The organism is Williamsia muralis NBRC 105860 (genome assembly GCF_001598915.1).
Classification (GTDB): domain Bacteria; phylum Actinomycetota; class Actinomycetes; order Mycobacteriales; family Mycobacteriaceae; genus Williamsia; species Williamsia muralis.
On sequence record NZ_BDAP01000001.1, the window covers coordinates 1,240,942 to 1,256,885 of the forward strand.

Consider the following 15,944-nt stretch of genomic DNA (forward strand, 5'->3'; position numbering starts at 1 on the left):
ACCAATGACCACCGAGTGGGCGTACACCATCACCCCGGACGCGTTGAAGGGCGACTTCGATGCCGGGGCGATTCAGCGTGGGTCGGCGTATGCGCGACAACGCCGTGTCGCCGCCGTGCAATGGGACGACGACAAACGCAGACTCACCGGTCGCTGTCAGGGCACGGGCGTCGCCACGTATTCGGTGCGCGTCGTCTTCAGCCACCTCGGCCCCGATTGGAAGCTCGCTGATGCCGGATGCACGTGTCCTGTTGGCTATTTCTGTAAGCATGCCGTCGCGCTGCTACTGACCTTCGCCGATGAGGCCGCCACCGCAGCCACTCCGCCGATCCAGCGTTCGCCGCAATGGGAGCGCACGCTGCAGGTGCTCTACTCCGAAAACCACCCGGAACCTCCCGAAAAGCTTGCGCTGCAGGTGTTCCTCAGCGCGCCTTCGCTGTTCGCATCGCGCACTCACCGGGCCCAACTCGCGTTGCGGCCGATGCGACCGGGCACCCGCAGCGCCTGGATCAAGTCAGGTGTCGACTGGCCGGCCATCGTCGATCTCAAGCCTGGAACATTTGCGGCACAGCAGCTCTCGGTGTTGCAGTCGATGGCGCGCGACTCCATGCGCACCACCCCGTACGGACTTCCACACGGGCTGATCCTGGCGGACGCGCCTGCCACCATCTGGCAACAACTCGACGCGGCGGCAGCAGCGGGTATTCCTCTGCTCGGCGACCCGGCCTCGGGGATCAATACCGTGCAGGTTGCCAAACGGGCTGGGCTCACCGTCTCGGTCAGCGGAGAGGTCGGTGCCGATGCCCACGTCTCGGTCGAGGTGACCATCGACGGAAACGTGGTGCCGACGTCTGAGGTGACCATTCTCGGAAAGGGCGATCCGCATGGGATCGGCTATCTCGATGCCGATGGTGTACTCACCCTCGCCCCCTTCGATTCGGCCGACGCGCCCGCCGCGGCGTTGCTGCACGGTGACCAACCGATTGTCATCCCCGCCGCGGACGTCTCCAGATTCGCCGATGTGGTGTTGCCTCGGCTTCGCGAGTCGGTACCGATCCGGGTCGACGACTCGGTGTTCGTGGCGCCCACCATCTCTGGCCCGACGCCGGTGGTAACCGTCCGTTTCACCGGCGATGTCGCGCATACTCATTGGGCGATGCGCTATCTGGTCAACAGCACGCCTCGCGACCTCGACGACGCCATCGGCACACAGCCGTCGTGGCGAGACCGCGCAATCGAGGAGCGGATCTGGGAGTCGATCCGCGAGGCGCTGGCTGCGGTCGCCCTCACCTCGGACGCGGCCGGCCGGCGATTGATCGCGGCCTTCGACGCACAGCGAGGCTCTGGCCGGGTCCGGCAGGCAGACGAGGTGGGACCTGTTGACTACGAGGAGGCCGTCAACGGTGTCACCACGCATTTCTTGCGGCACGACGTACACCTGAACCCCCTTGAAACGGCGCGGCTGTGCGCCGAGGTGCTACCGGCACTCGCGGGCCGCGACGACCTGATCGTCGAGGTCGCCGAGGTGGCGCAGCGTTACCGGCAGGTCACCGAGCGGGCACGGCTGCGCATCGCGGGCTCGCAATCCGCCGACACCGATTGGCTTGATCTCGACATCACCATGGACGTCGACGGTGAGCAGATACCCATCGCGGAGGTGCTCGCCGAATTGTCCACCGGCGCAACGCACATGTTGTTGCCATCGGGCGTCTACTTCCCGCTGGACTCACCCGAACTCGTGAAGCTGCGTCAGCTGATGGACGAGGCGGAGGTCCTCGGCGAGGCCGAGTCCGGGAAGGTGCCCGCGGTACCCACAAACGTCACATTGTGGGAGGAACTGCTCGAACTCGGCGTGGTCGATGAACAGCTGCAGGCATGGCAGGAGCGCATCGCGACGCTCAGTGCGGCACGGCCGCCGGAACCGGTCCAACCACCGGTAATGCTTCACGCCACTCTGCGTGACTACCAGCTCGACGGGCTCAACTGGCTGTCCTTCCTGTGGGACAACGGCTTCGGAGGCGTGCTGGCCGACGACATGGGGCTGGGCAAGACACTTCAGACGCTGGCCCTGTTCGGCCGGGCCCGGGAGAACGGCGAGACCGGCAGGTTCCTTGTGGTCGCACCCACGAGTGTGGTGAACAACTGGGCGTCGGAATGCCACCGGTTCACGGATCTGCGAGCGGTCACCATCACAGCGACGCAAGCGCGTGGGCGTACACCCCTGGCCGAGATCATCGCCGACGCCGATGTTGTGATCACCACCTACGCATTGCTGCGTATCGATTTCCCGGCCTACGACGAACAGCACTGGGCGGCAATGGTGCTCGATGAGGCCCAGTTCGTCAAGAACCGCAACTCGAAAGCGCATCTGTGTGCGCGACGTCTGAAGACACCGTTCAAACTGGCCATCACCGGTACGCCGATGGAGAACAACCTGATGGAACTGTGGTCACTGCTCTCCATCACCGTTCCGGGACTGTTCCCCGACCCCAAGGCATTCGCAGACTACTTCCGTAAACCCATCGAGAAAGGCGAAGACCCCGAACGTCTCCCGGTGCTGCGCAAGCGGATCAAACCGGTGATGTTGCGACGTACCAAAGATCAGGTGGCCCGCGATCTCCCTGCCAAGCAGGAGCAGATACTGCACGTCGAACTGTCGGCGAGGCACCGAAAGATCTACGACACCCGTCTGGTGCGCGAACGCGAAATCGTCCTCGGGCTGCTGGGCGACCTCGAGAAGAACCGCTTCCAGATCTTCCGCTCGTTGACCATGCTCCGGCAGTTGAGTCTGCACGCCGGGCTCGTCGATCCGGCCGACGCCGAGGTTGCGTCGGCGAAGGTCGACTTCATCCGAGAGCAGCTTCCCGAGCTCATCGCCGAGGGGCACAGTGCCCTGATCTTCAGTTCGTTCACCGGCTTCCTGGACGTGCTGCGGCGCGGACTCGACGGTGACGGCATCACCTACAGCTACCTCGACGGCTCGCTGTCCTCGCGTGAACGCGCCGAAGCGGTCAGCGCGTTCACCGAGGGCACCACCCAGGTCTTCCTGATCAGCCTCAAGGCGGGCGGTTTCGGCCTCAACCTGACCGAGGCGGACTACTGCTTCGTGTGCGACCCCTGGTGGAATCCGGCAGCCGAGGCGCAGGCAGTCGACCGTACCCATCGAATCGGCCAGACCCGGCCGGTCACCGTGTACCGGCTGGTGTCGGCCGACACCATCGAGGCGAAAGTCGTTGCGCTACAGAACCGGAAACGCGAGCTGTTCAGTGCCGTGGTCGACGACGGGAACATGTTCTCATCGACAGTCAGTGCCGACGACATCAGGCACATGCTCGACTGATCACAACTTCGCTGGCACGCTGTAGTGATGGCAAATGTTGATGAACTACACGGCGAAGCGCACGTCCAGCGTTATCTCGAGACGAACGGGGAAGAAGGCTTCCACTGGAAGGGGACCGAGATCCTCATCCTGTTCACCAAGGGTCGAAAGTCTGGCGACGAGCGACGACATGCCTTGATCTTCCGCACCTGGGAAGACAATGCCTATCTTGTGGTGGCATCGAAGGGTGGGGCCGACGCGCCGCCTGCTTGGTTCCTCAATCTGCAGGACAACCCCGAAGCGGAGATCCAGGTCAAAGACGAGCGGATTGCCGTTCGAGCGCGAGTGGCCAACGACGAGGAGAAACCGGCGATGTGGTCCCGCATGGTCGAGGTGTGGCCGGACTACGACGACTACCAGACCAAGACGTCGCGTCCCATCCCCGTGGTGGTTCTCGAGCGCATCTGACCCGAAAGCGCCGGCCGCCGCCTGGTCAGCCCTTGGTGATCAGGCGGCGTTCGCCGGCCCTCACCGGGAACTCGAACCGATTGTTCTGCGGCGGCAGCGGACACAGGTAGTGATCGGTGAACGTGCAGGGCGGCAGGTAAGCCCGGTTGAAGTCCACCACCACGCGGCCGTCCGCATCCGCCGGTTCGACGTCGAGAAATCGGAACCGCTGTGTTTCGCTGCCGTTTGTCGAGTCGGCGAACACGAGTTGAGCGCCCCCGTCCGGCCTCGCGATGCCCGACAACGTAAGCGCCGCCCCGTCCACCGTCACCTGTATGGTCGCGGTGGCCTTGGACCCGACGAACCCGTCGACGTGATCGAACGGCAGTTCGTCCTCGTCGAGTTCGATGGTCCCCTTCAGAACCCAGGACGGATCCGGGTCAAAAGCTTCGATGCCTGACAGTGCCAGGCGAGTGGGTGCCTGCGGGTCGAAGACCCGGACCGCCACGCGTCCTGCCCGGGCGAGGACAGCCACCGTCACGTCATCAAAATCCTGCTTCGATCCGGGCTCGAGGGAGGCATCGGCCTCGCCGAGACGGCTGACAACGGCCGTGCCGTCGACGGCGGTCCACGAGCCGGGAAGCGGATTGATGGTCTGCGGTTGATCATCGAGCCAGTACGTGCCGGTGACCGAAGCCAGACCGTGCGGTGCGGTCGCGGCGACGTCGCGGTCGGCGCGCCAGAGATGCCACTGGTCGAGCCAATGGTCTGTTGTGGTGGCGGAAGTGGTCACCGTGATGCCTTTCGGTTCGGGTCGGTACAGCGAGAGTGGACGTTCGGTTGATCAGTGGGTCAGCGAAGCGGTGCGCGCGGCTGCGCGTTTGCCCGGGATGGCGTCGAGCAGGCGCTGGGTGTACGGGTTCGACGGGTGCTGGAATACGTCTGCAACGGAACCGGATTCGACGATCTTGCCCTTGTTGAACACGGACACGGTATGTGCCACCTGAGCGACCACGGCGAGGTCATGAGAGATGAACAGATAGGTCAGGCCGAGACGCTCCTGCAGTTCGGCGAGCAGTTCGAGGATCTGTTCCTGCACCGAGACGTCGAGCGCCGATACGGGTTCGTCGAGGAGTACCACTTCCGGTTCGAGCACCAGGGATCGGGCGATGGCCACACGTTGACGTTGCCCACCCGACAACTCGACCGGCAACCGATCGAGATGGTCGCGGGGCAGACCCACCTGGTCGAGCAGTTCTGCGGCCTTGTGATGGCGGGAGCGGCGATCACCGATCCGGAACGACACCAGCGGCTCGATGATGCTGTCGCGCACAGTGAAGCGTGGATCGAGTGAGGCGAACGGATCCTGATGCACCAGCTGGAATCGCCGGCGCAGCGGTCGGAGTTCACGCCAGGAGAGATCGGTGATGTCGGTGCCGTCGAAGCGAACCCGGCCTGACGTCGGCTTCTCCAAGCCCATGGCCACTCGCAGAGTGGTGGTCTTGCCCGATCCGGACTCTCCGACGAGGGCGTGGGTCCGGCCGGCGGCTACGCGAACGGAGATGCCGTCGAGGGCAGTGAACGGCTTGCCCCCGCTGACGTCGAATCTCTTTGTCACCGAGTCGAGTTCGATGATGGGATTGTCGACCTCGACCTGGTCGGGAGCGACCACAAAACGGGGTGTGATGACGCCGCCCTGGGCGAGCGCGGGTGCCGCGGCGATCAGCCGGCGGGTGTACGAGTTGTCGGGCTCGACGAGAATGCTTGCCGGCGAACCCTCTTCGACGATGTGCCCGTGCTGCATGACGATCACCCGGTCGGCACGGTCCGCGGCGACCGCCAGATCGTGGGTGATGATCAACAGGGCGGTGCCGGTGTCGCGCACGAGTGACTCGAGGTGGTCGAGGATGCGGGCCTGCACGGTGACGTCGAGCGCGCTGGTCGGTTCGTCGGCGATGATCAGGTCGGGTTTGCCCGCCAGCGCGATCGCGATCAGAACGCGCTGACGTTGACCGCCGGAGAGTTCGTGTGGGTAGCGGCGGATGCGCTCGGCGGGGTCGTCGAGGCCGGCTTTGGTGAGAGCGTCGATCACCTCGTCACCGATCTCGGCTCCGCGGACACCACGGAGTTTTACGGCTTCGGCGACCTGTACCCCGATGCGCTGAGTGGGATTCAGTCCCACCATCGGGTCCTGCGGGATGAGTCCGACCACCGAACCCCGCAGTCGCCGAACCACTTTCTCCTTGACGCCGGCGATCTCCACGCCGCCGACCTTGATCGATCCAGAGGTCACTCGCCCGTTGGCGGGCAACAACCCGATGATCGCGTTCGCGGTGGTGGTCTTGCCGGAACCCGACTCACCGACGACCGCAACCACCTCGCCGGGATTCACCCGCAGATCCAGGTCGTGGACGGCGGGCGTCACCTGCCGGTTCCGTCGGTAGCCGATGTTCAGGCCACGGATGTCGACGATCGGGACGCGAGCATCAGATGCCGACTTGCTGAGGTTGGTGGTCATCGTTCGAGTTCCTGAAGGGTCTTGGAGATGTGGTTGAGCGAAAGCACTGTGATCGCGATGAACAGACCAGGCATCAGCGAGACCCACGGGGCGGTGACAAGGAAGTTGCGTCCGGTGGAGACGAGGGTGCCCCACTCGGCCTGCGGTGGTGCGGCACCGAAGCCGAGGAAGCTCAGTGCAGCGATCGCGATGATCGCGACACCGAAGTCCAGGACTGCGAGGACCGCGACCGGACCCCACGAGTTGGGCAAGATGTGCCGCAACAGGACCCGCGTCCATGAGGCGCCACCCGCACGGGCCGCCTCCACGTAGGGGAGGGTCTTGACCCGCAGCACCTCGGCGCGGGTCGTCCGGGCGAAACCGGGGACGATGCCGATACCCACGGCGATGGCGACGGGGACGGTGCCGAAGCCGAGCGCGGTGACGATCGCCAAGGCCAGCAGCAGACCGGGAATGGCCAGCAGAACATCGACGAACCGCATGATCACCGAATCGGTGACGCCACTGAAGAACCCCGAGATCACGCCGAGCGTGAGCCCGGCCACGACTGCGATGGCCAGGGCGATCAGAGCTGCCTCGATCGTCAAGGTTGATCCGTACAGTGTCCGCGTCCACAGGTCGCGGCCCATCTCGTCGGTACCGAACAGGTGAGTTGTGCTCGGCGCCAACAGTCGGTCGGCCGGGGCGGTGCGGTAGGGGTCGTAGGAAGTGAACCAGGACGGGAAGAACGCCGACACCCCGACAAACGCGATGAACAGCACGGTCAGGACAAACAGAGGCCGCCGAACAGCTTTCGCGGTGGTTTCCCGCAACGGACCCCAGCGTCCTCCGGGTTCGGTTGCGCCCGGCATAGTCAGCGAACGGTCGGGCTTCGCGACAGGCCGCTCCACCGGCAGATCGATCCCCAGTGCACTGGCACTCGAGCTGGATGTGTCGGAGACGGAGCGAAGCGGAGCTCGACCATTCTCGATGCGGTCTTTCAGCGTCTCGGTCATGTCAGCTCACCTTCGTCTTCGTGCGGACTTTCGTCGTGTGGGCGATGCGAGGATCGAGCAGCGGATAGAGGAGATCGACGATCAGGTTGACCAGGACAAACGCGGCTGCAGCCAGCGTCACGATGGCGAGTACCACCGGAATGTCCTGGGCGAGAACCGCTTCCTGTGCCAGCTTGCCGATTCCGTTGCGGTTGAACACGGTCTCGGTCACGATGGCGCTCGTCACCGTCACCCCGACGAGCAGACCGAAGATGGTCAGCGCCGGCAGGGCGGCGTTGCGGAACGCATGCTTGCGCTGCACGGCACCGCGGGACAGGCCCTTGGCCCTGGCGGTCACGATGTACTGCTCGCTCAGCGTTTCGTTGAAACTCCGGGTCAGCACCTGCGCCAACGCCGCCGTGGTGGGGATGGCCATCGTGATCACCGGCAGGATGAGGTACTCGGCACCACCCGATCCCTGCGAGGGTAACCAGCCGAGGTTGAATGCGAAGACCTGGATGAGGATCAGGGCGATCAGGAAGGACGGAACCGCAACGCCGAACGCGGGCAAGCGGTCCAGCAGGATCCGGACGGGCTTGAACTGGACGAACGCGGCGAGGTACGCGAGGACGGTCCCGGCGATGACTGCGAGTAGCCCGGCCAGCACACTGAGGGTCAGCGTGCCGCCGAGGCGTTCGGCGATCAGGTCGGAAACCGGTGCCTGCTTGGAGATCGACAGGCCCCATTCTCCGCGAACGGCGCCGCTCAGCAGTGAGAAGTATTGGTCGACCATGGATTTGTCGAGTCCGTACTTGGACTTGACCGCCAGCAACTCTTCCGGGGACATGGTGTCTGGGTCGAGTCCGGCCGCGCCCAGCTGGATGCCGACGGCATCGCTGGGCAGGAGGTAGAGGATCACGAACGTCAACGTGAATGCTGCCCACAACACCACAACCGCCTGGGCGATTCGGCCTGCTATGTACCTGCGCATGGCTGCGGTTCCTTCCTGTGGCGGTTGGCCCCGGTGGTCTTCACCCGGGGCCAACCGGTCGAGCTCGGTTGATGCGTGGTCGATTACGGCTGAAGGAACACGTCGTTGAGTGCCAAGAAGCTCTCAGACGTGAACCGGAAGCCGTTGACCTTGTTGCTGACGCCGGCCAGCTGTTGGCGTTCGAACAGCGGGAAGCTGACACCCTGATCGATCAGCAGGTTCTGCAGATCGGCGTAGGCCTGTTTGGTCTGGGCCTCGTCGGTGGTCTGCACGGCCTTCGTGAACAGCTGCTGGATCTGCGCCGCCACCTCGGGGGAGGCCGCGTTCTTGGCGAGTGCCTTCTGGTTGGCGAGCGCTTCGACCAGGATGAACTGCAGCGCACCGGGATCGGCGCGGGTGAAGTAGTTTCCGATCAGATCGTAGCCACCACTCTTGAGAAGACCGATCGACTCGGCCTGAGTGACCACCTTCAGCTGCAGGTCGATGCCCACCTGACGCCACTGATCCTGCAGGAGCTCGTTACCGGCCGCGAACTGTCCGACGACGGGCAGGGTGAGGGTCAGCTGCTGACCGTTCTTGGACCGGTACTCACTGCCGGCGGGCTTGGTCCAGCCGGCGGCGTCGAGCAGCTTGCCGGCGCCGTCGGGATCGAAGCCCAGCTTGCCGGCCTGTGACTCGAAGAACGGTGTGGTGAGGTCGAATGCGCCTTCGACGACGGGGTAGTCGGGGCCGTAGACCGTGGCCGCGTTGGTCTTGAGGTCGGTCGCCTTGTAGAGCGCCTCGCGGACCTGCGGGTCGGACAACGGCTTGCCGGCACTGACGTTCGGGAACAACGTGTTCGAGACGCCGGGCAGTGACCGCGACTCGATGTAGCCACCGGAGTTCTTGATCAGTTCTTGATCTTCGACGGTCAACGGGTTGCGGGGCCAGGTGATGTCGACGGCGCCGCTGACCAGATTGCCGGTGCGGACGCTGTCTTCGGCGACGTAGCTGTACTTGACCGAATCGAGGTACGCCTCGCCGGTGTTCTTGTTGAGGCTCGATCCCCAGGTGTACCCGGCCCGCCGGCTGAGCGAGATGCCCTGGCCGGGGGTGTAGTTGTCGAGCTTGAACAGACCGGAACCGCTGAACTGGCCGAGGCACCGCTCTTCCGGGGTCATCTGGAACGACGCCGGCGAGATCAAGGCGAGGTTTGTGGTGGACGTCGCCTGCAAGAAGGACGAGTTCGGCTGGGTGAAGTGGAACTTCACCGTCGAGGGGTTGACTACAGTGGTGGACTCGAGGCCCAGAATGTAGCTGGCGCCGAAGGCGGTGCCGCCGCTCGACTTTGCCAGTGCAACAAAGGCGTCGAAGTTGGCCTTGACGGCCTCGGCGTTCAGCGGTGCTCCGTCGGAGAAGGTCACGCCGTCGCGCAGGGTGAAGGTGTAGTCGAGGCCGTCCGGGCTGATTTCCCACTTGCTGGCCAGCCAGGGCACGATCTCGCCGGTGTCCGGGTTCTGGTCGGTCAGCGAATCCGCGATGTTGCGGATTACTGAGCGGTGCTCGATCCAATAGGTCTGGAACGGGTCAACACAGGTGAAGGTGGGGTTGTCCGGGAAGTAGGCGATGTCGAGGGTGCCGCCGCGGACGGGATTGGCGGCGTCGCCGCTGGGGCCGGATTCGGCGTTTCCGCCGGAGCTGCACGCGGTCGCGACCAGGGTCGACATCAGGGCGAGTGCGCCTGCGACCTTCCAGCGGCCGGATCTCGTGCGGGTGTGTTGACGCATTGTCGTGGTTCTTCTTTCGGATGAGTTGATGAAGCGGTCGAACGGGATCAGCCGCGCAGGAGCGCGCGACCGGCGGCCAGCAGAGCGGTGTCTTCCTGGGGCGGATGCACGCGAACACAGAGCACATCGCGCAAATGTCGCTCCAGTGGGTTGTGGCGGGTGAGCGCCGCGTTGCCGAGTGCGGCGACCGCGGTCTGGACCGCGGCGATCACCGACCGGGCGATCTGGACCTTGACCAATGACAGACCTGCAGCCACGGCGGGATCGTCGGCGGCGACGCGCAGAAGTGTTCCGTAGAGCAGGGTTTCGGCCTGCACTATCTGGGCGTCGATCTCACCGGCGATGGCCTGGATCCGTTCGGTCTCGGCAATGGGACGGCCCAACGCGGTCGGTACGCGTTCACGGGCGTATGTCACGAATGCCGTACGGGCCGCCCGCGCAACTCCGACGTACAGCGCGGGATGGCCGAAACCCGTTGGGCCGGTGGCCACTGCGGGGTCGCGGTAGACGCCATCGGTCTTCGGGATCTCGAGGAAGTTCTCCTCGCCGACCTCGACACCTGCGTAGCTGACGTCATGGGTGTTGGAGGCGCGCAGTCCCAGGTGATCCCAGGTCTGGTGCCAAGTGATCCCGGCGGAGTCGGCGGGAACGATCACGTGCCCGACCCTCGGCTCCTCTTCATCGGTGATCGCCCAGACCAGGTGGTACGCCAGTGCCGTCCCTCCGGTGGCAAAGGTCTTGCGGCCGGTGAGGGTCCAACCGTTCGCGGTCCGCCGCGCGATGGTCTTCGGCAGACCGCCGCGCGCCGGTGCACCGAGTTCGGGTTCGGCGCGGATCACGTTGACCGGGGCCGGTCCCTGCACCGACTGCCGGAGCAGGTCGTCGTAGAGGTCGGCGGGCCAGGAGTTCGTGGCCGCCTGCATCTGGTGGATCGCCAGGTTGTTGGCGGCGATGAGTGCCACAGGTCGCCTTCACCGAGCGCGGAGAGGATCTGCACAACCTCGAACGGTCCGGCCTCGGGACCGCCGAACCGTGCTGCCACGGTGGCCGTGAGGTAACCGCCCCGATGGGCGGCAGCCAGGCCGGCCATCGGGATATCTCCACTTCGGTCGTATTGCTCAGCGGTGAGGGCGACTTCGGCGGTCAGCGCCTTGAGGCCGGACGGTGAGAGGTCCGGTGCCGGCAACGTCACCGAACTCACCGATGCGATGGTCATGCCTGTCCGGCCGTCGCGAAGGCGCCGAGGTGATCGGACTGCAGGGTGCCGCGCTTGCCGGTGGCCTCGCGGTGGGCGAGTTCTTGACGAACCAGCGGCACCACGTAACGGCCGTAGTCGATGGCGTCGTTGAGGGTGTCGTATCCACGGATGGAGACCAGATCGGCGCCCAGGTCGATGTAGTCGAGGATGGCCGCGGCGACTGTCTCGGCGCTGCCGACCAGAGCGGTGGACGCGCCTGCACCGTTGACGGCGGCTGCGGTCCGGGTCCACAGCGCTCGGTCGTAGATGTCTTTACGGTTCGCGAAGTCCAGTGCGCGCTGCGATCCGACGTTCTGCGGGGTGTTGCCGGCGATGGCCTTGTACACAGGGTTCTTCGAGAAATTGGCCTCGATACGGTCGACGTAGTCGTGAGCCTTGGCCCAGGCGAGATCGTCGGTGCGGTCGATGATGGGACGGAACGTGACCCAGATGCGCGGCCGGTCCGTGCGGCCGGACTCGGCGGCGATGCGGTGTACGCGCTCGATCTGGCTCTTGATGTCCGCCAACGGTTCTCCCCAGAAGCTGAAGATGTCGGCCTTGCGTCCACCGATCTCGAACGCGGCGTCGGACTGTCCGCCGATCGAGATCGGGACCTGGGCGCCGTAGGGGGCGAAGCCGGGACCGAAGTTGTCGAACTTGTAGTGGGTTCCACTGTGGGAGAACGGTTCTGTCTTGGTCCACGAGTCCCGCAGGATGTCGACGAACTCATCGGTGCGGGTGTAGCGCTGCTCCTTGGTGAGGTAGTCACCCTGCCGGGCCTGCTCGGCGTCGTTGCCGCCGGAGATCAGGTGGACCAGCGCGCGACCTTCGGTCAGCTGGTCGAGGGTAGCCAGCTGCTGCGCGGCCACCGTGGGGAACACCGTGTTGGGGCGCAGGGCGACGATCGGTTTGATCGTGTCGCTGAGCTGGCCTACGGCAGAGGCCATCACGAACGAGTCGGCGGTGTTGGACCCGTACGGCAGCAGCGTCATGTCGAAGCCACCGTCCTCGAGGGACCGGACGTAGCGACGGAAGAACGGAAGGTCGATGCCACGTGACGGGATCGGGTTGAGCTCGGTGGACGGGTTCAGGTGCGTGAGGCTGATGAACTCGACCTTCGATGCGGCACTGGCCGGCACCGGCAACGACTCCTGGGACGGATCGGCGGTCATGTGGGGGGTCCTTCCTGACGTGTCTGTGGCGAGCAGGACCGAAAGACCGGGCCTGGTTCGGAAATGGATGCTAGGGGCGTTCGGGCCCCTGAACCAGGGTTGAGATCACCGATTCCGATTCGTATTGCCGATCGGAATCAATTGGTTGTACTGATCTCATCTGTGCAGGTCAGAGCATTCGCCGATGCCATCAGATAGCCCTAAGTCCGGCCGTTGCGCCAGGGTTTTACGCGCTGCGAATCAAACTACGCATCGTCGTCGCCGATAGAGGATTCTGTAGTCCATACCCAGATATCTCAGGCCAGGACTTTGCGGGAACAGGTGAGTGTGTGATGGCGGATCCGTTGGACTTGGTGCATTTGCGCACCCTTGTCGCGATAGCCGAAACCGGGGGCTTTCGGCGCGCGGCAGATTCTCTCCATCTGAGTCAGCCGACGGTGAGCCAGCACGTCCGCCTGCTCGAGAAGCGACTGAAGCAGTCCCTGGTGGTCAAGGACGGCCGCGGGTCCCGGTTCACCGCAGCCGGGGAGCGCCTGGTCCTGGAGGCCCGAAAGTTGCTTGCGGCGCAAGACGAGGTGCTCCAACGGTTCTCGATGGCTGTACCGGACAAGCTCACCATCGGTTCCACCGAACACGCTGCGGATGGTCTGCTGCCTGAACTGCTGACTGCGCTACGTGGCGCGTACCCGGACGTCTGGTTGCAGTTCCGTATCGAGCGGTCCACCTCGCTGGCCGAATCGGTCAGCAAGGGCGCGATCGATCTCGCCGTGGTGCTGGGCGGCAACGCCGAGCCGATCGGCACCGAAGTCGGAGCGCTCGCGCTCCGGTGGGTGGCGGCGACGGGATGGGACATCACCGAGGTCGAGGGCTCGATCCCGTTGGTGGCCTTCGAGGAACCGTGCGGACTGCGGCGCCGCGCGCTCGCTCAGCTCGACGACCTCGGTTACGCGGTGACGGTCAGTGCCGAGTCCGGCAATCTCGACGGGGTTCTCGCCGCGGCGCGTGCCGGTCTCGGAATCGCCCTGCTACCGTTTTCGGGCCCGGTTCCCGAAGGCCTCGTGGAGGTTGAAGCGTTGCCGGACATGGGCGACATCGACGTCCGGCTCGTCGCCCGGCGCGGCATCGACACCGATGTGGAGCAGGCTGCCGTCGAAGCGGTCACCGCGCACTACCGGACGGTTGCCGACAAGGCCGGCGACGGCGGAACACACCTACAAGGAGTTGCCTGATGACCTCGCGTGACGAAGTGCTGATCACCACAACCGAATTGGCGTCGCTGATTGCCGGTGACGCCCCGGTGACAGTGCTCGACGTGCGCTGGCGACTCGACCGTCCGGACGGCCGCGGCGACTACGAGACAGGCCACATCCCCGGCGCGGTGTACGTCGACCTCGAGACGGAGCTGTCCGATCATTCCGTGACCGGCCGCGGTCGCCACCCCTTGCCCAGCGGTGACGACTTGCAGAAGGCTGCTCGCCGGTGGGGTCTGCGTGACGGCGTTCCAGTGGTGGTCTACGACGATTGGAATCGTGCCGGGTCGGCCCGAGCGTGGTGGGTACTGAGCGCTGCCGGCATCACAGGCGTACGCATCCTCGACGGCGGATTGAGTGCGTGGGTGGCCGCGGGCGAGGAGCTGTCGAAGGGTGCTGAGTCACCGGCCGCCGGCGACGTCACGCTGGCGCACACCGATCTCTACAGCGGGGCCCTGGCCACCCTGACCGCCGATGAAGTTGCCACGTTCACCGATTCGGGTGTTCTGGTGGACGCCCGCGCACCCGAACGGTTCCGCGGAGAGGTCGAACCCGTCGATCCGGTCGCCGGTCACATCCCCGGCGCCGGGAACGCGCCGAGCACCGCGACCCTTGGTGAAGACGGAACCATCCGTGACGCAGACCAATTGCGTGAGCTGTTCGCCTCCGCCGGTGCCGATGGTTCCGCGCCGGTCGGTGTCTACTGCGGCTCAGGAGTCACAGCGGCCGTCGACCTGGTCGCGCTGAAGGTCGCCGGCGTCGACGCGGCGCTGTTCCCGGGCTCGTGGTCGCAGTGGAGTTCTGACACCACCAATCCGGTGGCCACCGGGCCTGCCTGAGCGTTCGACCAGGACCGCCCGCGGCGCGATCAGACCGTTTTGCCGGGGTTGAACAGCCCCGCCGGGTCGAGTGCCCTGCGGATGGTCCGTTGTAGTTCCACACCGTCGGGCCCCAGCTCGCGTTCGAGCCATCGCCGTTTGAGTACACCGACGCCGTGTTCGCCGGTGATCGTTCCACCCAAAGCCAGTGCGGTGCCGAAGATTTCGTCGGCGGCGGCGACAGCACGGTCATACGCATCCGGGTCATCGCGGTCCACCACGATGATGGGGTGCAGGTTACCGTCGCCGGCGTGGCCGAACGTGTAGATGGCGGTGCGGTGGCGGGTGGCGATCTCGGCGACCGCCCGAATCGCGTCGGCAATACGGGTACGAGGTACCGCAATGTCTTCGATGAGCGCTCGGCCGTGGCGTTCCAACGCAGGTAACGCTGCTCGGCGAATCGCCAGCAACTCATCGGAGACCTGCGGATCGTCGCCCACGCTGACCCGAGAGCTGAACTGCCCGAACACTTCTTGCACGATTCGCGCCTCGGTGTGAGCTCCGAACCCATCGGTCTGCGCCACCACAAAAGCGCCCGCGGCATCCGAGGGAAGACCGAGGAAGTCGCGGCTCTGCCGCAGCGACGCCTCGTCGAGCAGTTCCATGATCGAGGGACGAACACGCGCGGCCAGAACTGCAGTGGTGGCCGCGGCCGCCTGCTCGACATCGTCGAAGTATGCAGCGATGGTGACCGTGTCGGTGGGCTTCGGCTGCAGGCGGACCGTCGCCGACACGATCACCCCAAGAGTTCCTTCCGAGCCGGTGAACAAACTGGTGAGGTCCAGACCTGCAACACCTTTGGCAGTGCGACGACCGGTGTGGATCAACCGGCCATCGGCCAGCACAACGCTCAGACCCAGGACCGAATCGCCGGTCACGCCGTATTTGACGCATCGGAGACCACCTGCGTTGGTGGCGATGTTGCCACCGATGGTGGAGATCGAGGCGCTGGCCGGGTCGGGCGCGTAACGCAATCCGTACCGGCCCGCTTCGGCGTCCAATGCCGCCGTGATGACACCCGGTTCCACCACTGCGAGTTCGTCGGCGGGCGCGATGTCGGTGATGCGGTTCAGGCCACTCACGTCGAGGACGAGTGAGCCTGACCCGGCACTGGCGCCGCCGGCCAAACCTGTTCCAGCGCCCCGGATCACCACCCACAAATCGGTGTCCGACGCGTAGGTCACCGCGTGTTGAACATCGTCGACGGTCTTTGCCTGCACCAGTACTTCTGGTGCGCCGACCGGGGTGAATCCCGAACGGTCGATGCGGTACTCGTCCGGGATCTGTGCGCCGGTGCGGACGGTACCGGTGAGCGATTGTTCCCACAGGGCAAAGGAGGTCACGCTTCATCATGTCCACCCGAGCGGTGTGATCACCAATTCCGGATGATCG

Annotated in this window: 13 protein-coding genes; 5 read left to right on the forward strand and 8 right to left on the reverse strand. The window is 65.2% G+C overall.

What is annotated here, in order from left to right:
• Positions 1–4 precede the first annotated feature (4 nt).
• Together WIMU1_RS06025 and WIMU1_RS06030 are read left to right on the forward strand one after the other, a co-directional pair.
• Positions 5–3,340, forward strand: coding sequence for a DEAD/DEAH box helicase (locus tag WIMU1_RS06025; protein ID WP_062795490.1), 3,336 nt, complete (start codon positions 5–7; stop codon positions 3,338–3,340).
• Between the two features lie 27 nt (positions 3,341–3,367).
• The gene (locus tag WIMU1_RS06030) at positions 3,368–3,787 is read left to right on the forward strand and encodes a nitroreductase family deazaflavin-dependent oxidoreductase (RefSeq protein ID WP_062795491.1); all 420 of its coding nucleotides are present in this window, start codon (positions 3,368–3,370) and stop codon (positions 3,785–3,787) included.
• A 25-nt stretch (positions 3,788–3,812) separates the two neighbouring features.
• Here WIMU1_RS06030 and WIMU1_RS06035 read toward each other — a convergent pair whose 3' ends face one another.
• From WIMU1_RS06035 to WIMU1_RS06060, 6 genes are all read right to left on the reverse strand, one after another.
• Positions 3,813–4,559: a DUF1684 domain-containing protein gene (locus WIMU1_RS06035; RefSeq protein WP_062795492.1), complete on the reverse strand. Its 747-nt coding sequence runs from the start codon at positions 4,557–4,559 to the stop codon at positions 3,813–3,815.
• Between the two features lie 51 nt (positions 4,560–4,610).
• Entirely contained in the window at positions 4,611–6,284 is a 1,674-nt protein-coding gene (locus WIMU1_RS06040; RefSeq protein ID WP_062795493.1) for a dipeptide ABC transporter ATP-binding protein, read from the reverse strand.
• Complete coding sequence (locus tag WIMU1_RS06045) at positions 6,281–7,279, reverse strand: ABC transporter permease (RefSeq protein ID WP_062795494.1); 999 nt, start codon at positions 7,277–7,279, stop codon at positions 6,281–6,283. The genes WIMU1_RS06040 and WIMU1_RS06045 overlap by 4 nt, the downstream gene beginning before the upstream one ends.
• 1 nt (position 7,280) lies before the next feature.
• Positions 7,281–8,249: an ABC transporter permease gene (locus WIMU1_RS06050; RefSeq protein ID WP_062795495.1), complete on the reverse strand. Its 969-nt coding sequence runs from the start codon at positions 8,247–8,249 to the stop codon at positions 7,281–7,283.
• Positions 8,250–8,332: 83 nt separating this feature from the next.
• On the reverse strand, positions 8,333–10,015 hold the full coding sequence (locus tag WIMU1_RS06055) for an ABC transporter substrate-binding protein (RefSeq protein WP_062795496.1): 1,683 nt from the start codon (positions 10,013–10,015) through the stop codon (positions 8,333–8,335).
• Positions 10,016–10,062: 47 nt separating this feature from the next.
• Positions 10,063–10,977 (reverse strand): acyl-CoA dehydrogenase family protein, encoded by a 915-nt coding sequence (locus WIMU1_RS06060; protein ID WP_245969109.1) that lies wholly within the window; start codon positions 10,975–10,977, stop codon positions 10,063–10,065.
• On the opposite strand from WIMU1_RS06060, the gene WIMU1_RS26630 reads away from it, so the two are divergent.
• Positions 10,971–11,183 (forward strand): hypothetical protein, encoded by a 213-nt coding sequence (locus tag WIMU1_RS26630; protein ID WP_245969108.1) that lies wholly within the window; start codon positions 10,971–10,973, stop codon positions 11,181–11,183. The genes WIMU1_RS06060 and WIMU1_RS26630 overlap by 7 nt on opposite strands.
• A gap of 44 nt (positions 11,184–11,227) precedes the next feature.
• On the opposite strand, the gene WIMU1_RS06065 is transcribed toward WIMU1_RS26630, so the two are convergent.
• Positions 11,228–12,424 (reverse strand): LLM class flavin-dependent oxidoreductase, encoded by a 1,197-nt coding sequence (locus WIMU1_RS06065; protein ID WP_062795497.1) that lies wholly within the window; start codon positions 12,422–12,424, stop codon positions 11,228–11,230.
• A gap of 332 nt (positions 12,425–12,756) precedes the next feature.
• Between WIMU1_RS06065 and WIMU1_RS06070 the strand changes: the two genes are divergently transcribed.
• A complete protein-coding gene (locus tag WIMU1_RS06070) occupies positions 12,757–13,653 on the forward strand; it encodes a LysR family transcriptional regulator (RefSeq protein ID WP_062795498.1) in 897 nt (298 codons plus the stop codon).
• Positions 13,653–14,513, forward strand: coding sequence for a sulfurtransferase (locus WIMU1_RS06075; protein ID WP_062795499.1), 861 nt, complete (start codon positions 13,653–13,655; stop codon positions 14,511–14,513). Before WIMU1_RS06070 ends, WIMU1_RS06075 begins: the two co-directional genes overlap by 1 nt.
• A gap of 29 nt (positions 14,514–14,542) precedes the next feature.
• Here the strand turns inward: WIMU1_RS06075 and WIMU1_RS06080 are convergent, their stop codons facing one another.
• Positions 14,543–15,895, reverse strand: a complete 1,353-nt coding sequence (locus WIMU1_RS06080) for an FAD-binding oxidoreductase (RefSeq protein ID WP_062795500.1) — start codon at positions 15,893–15,895, stop codon at positions 14,543–14,545.
• Positions 15,896–15,944 lie beyond the last annotated feature (49 nt).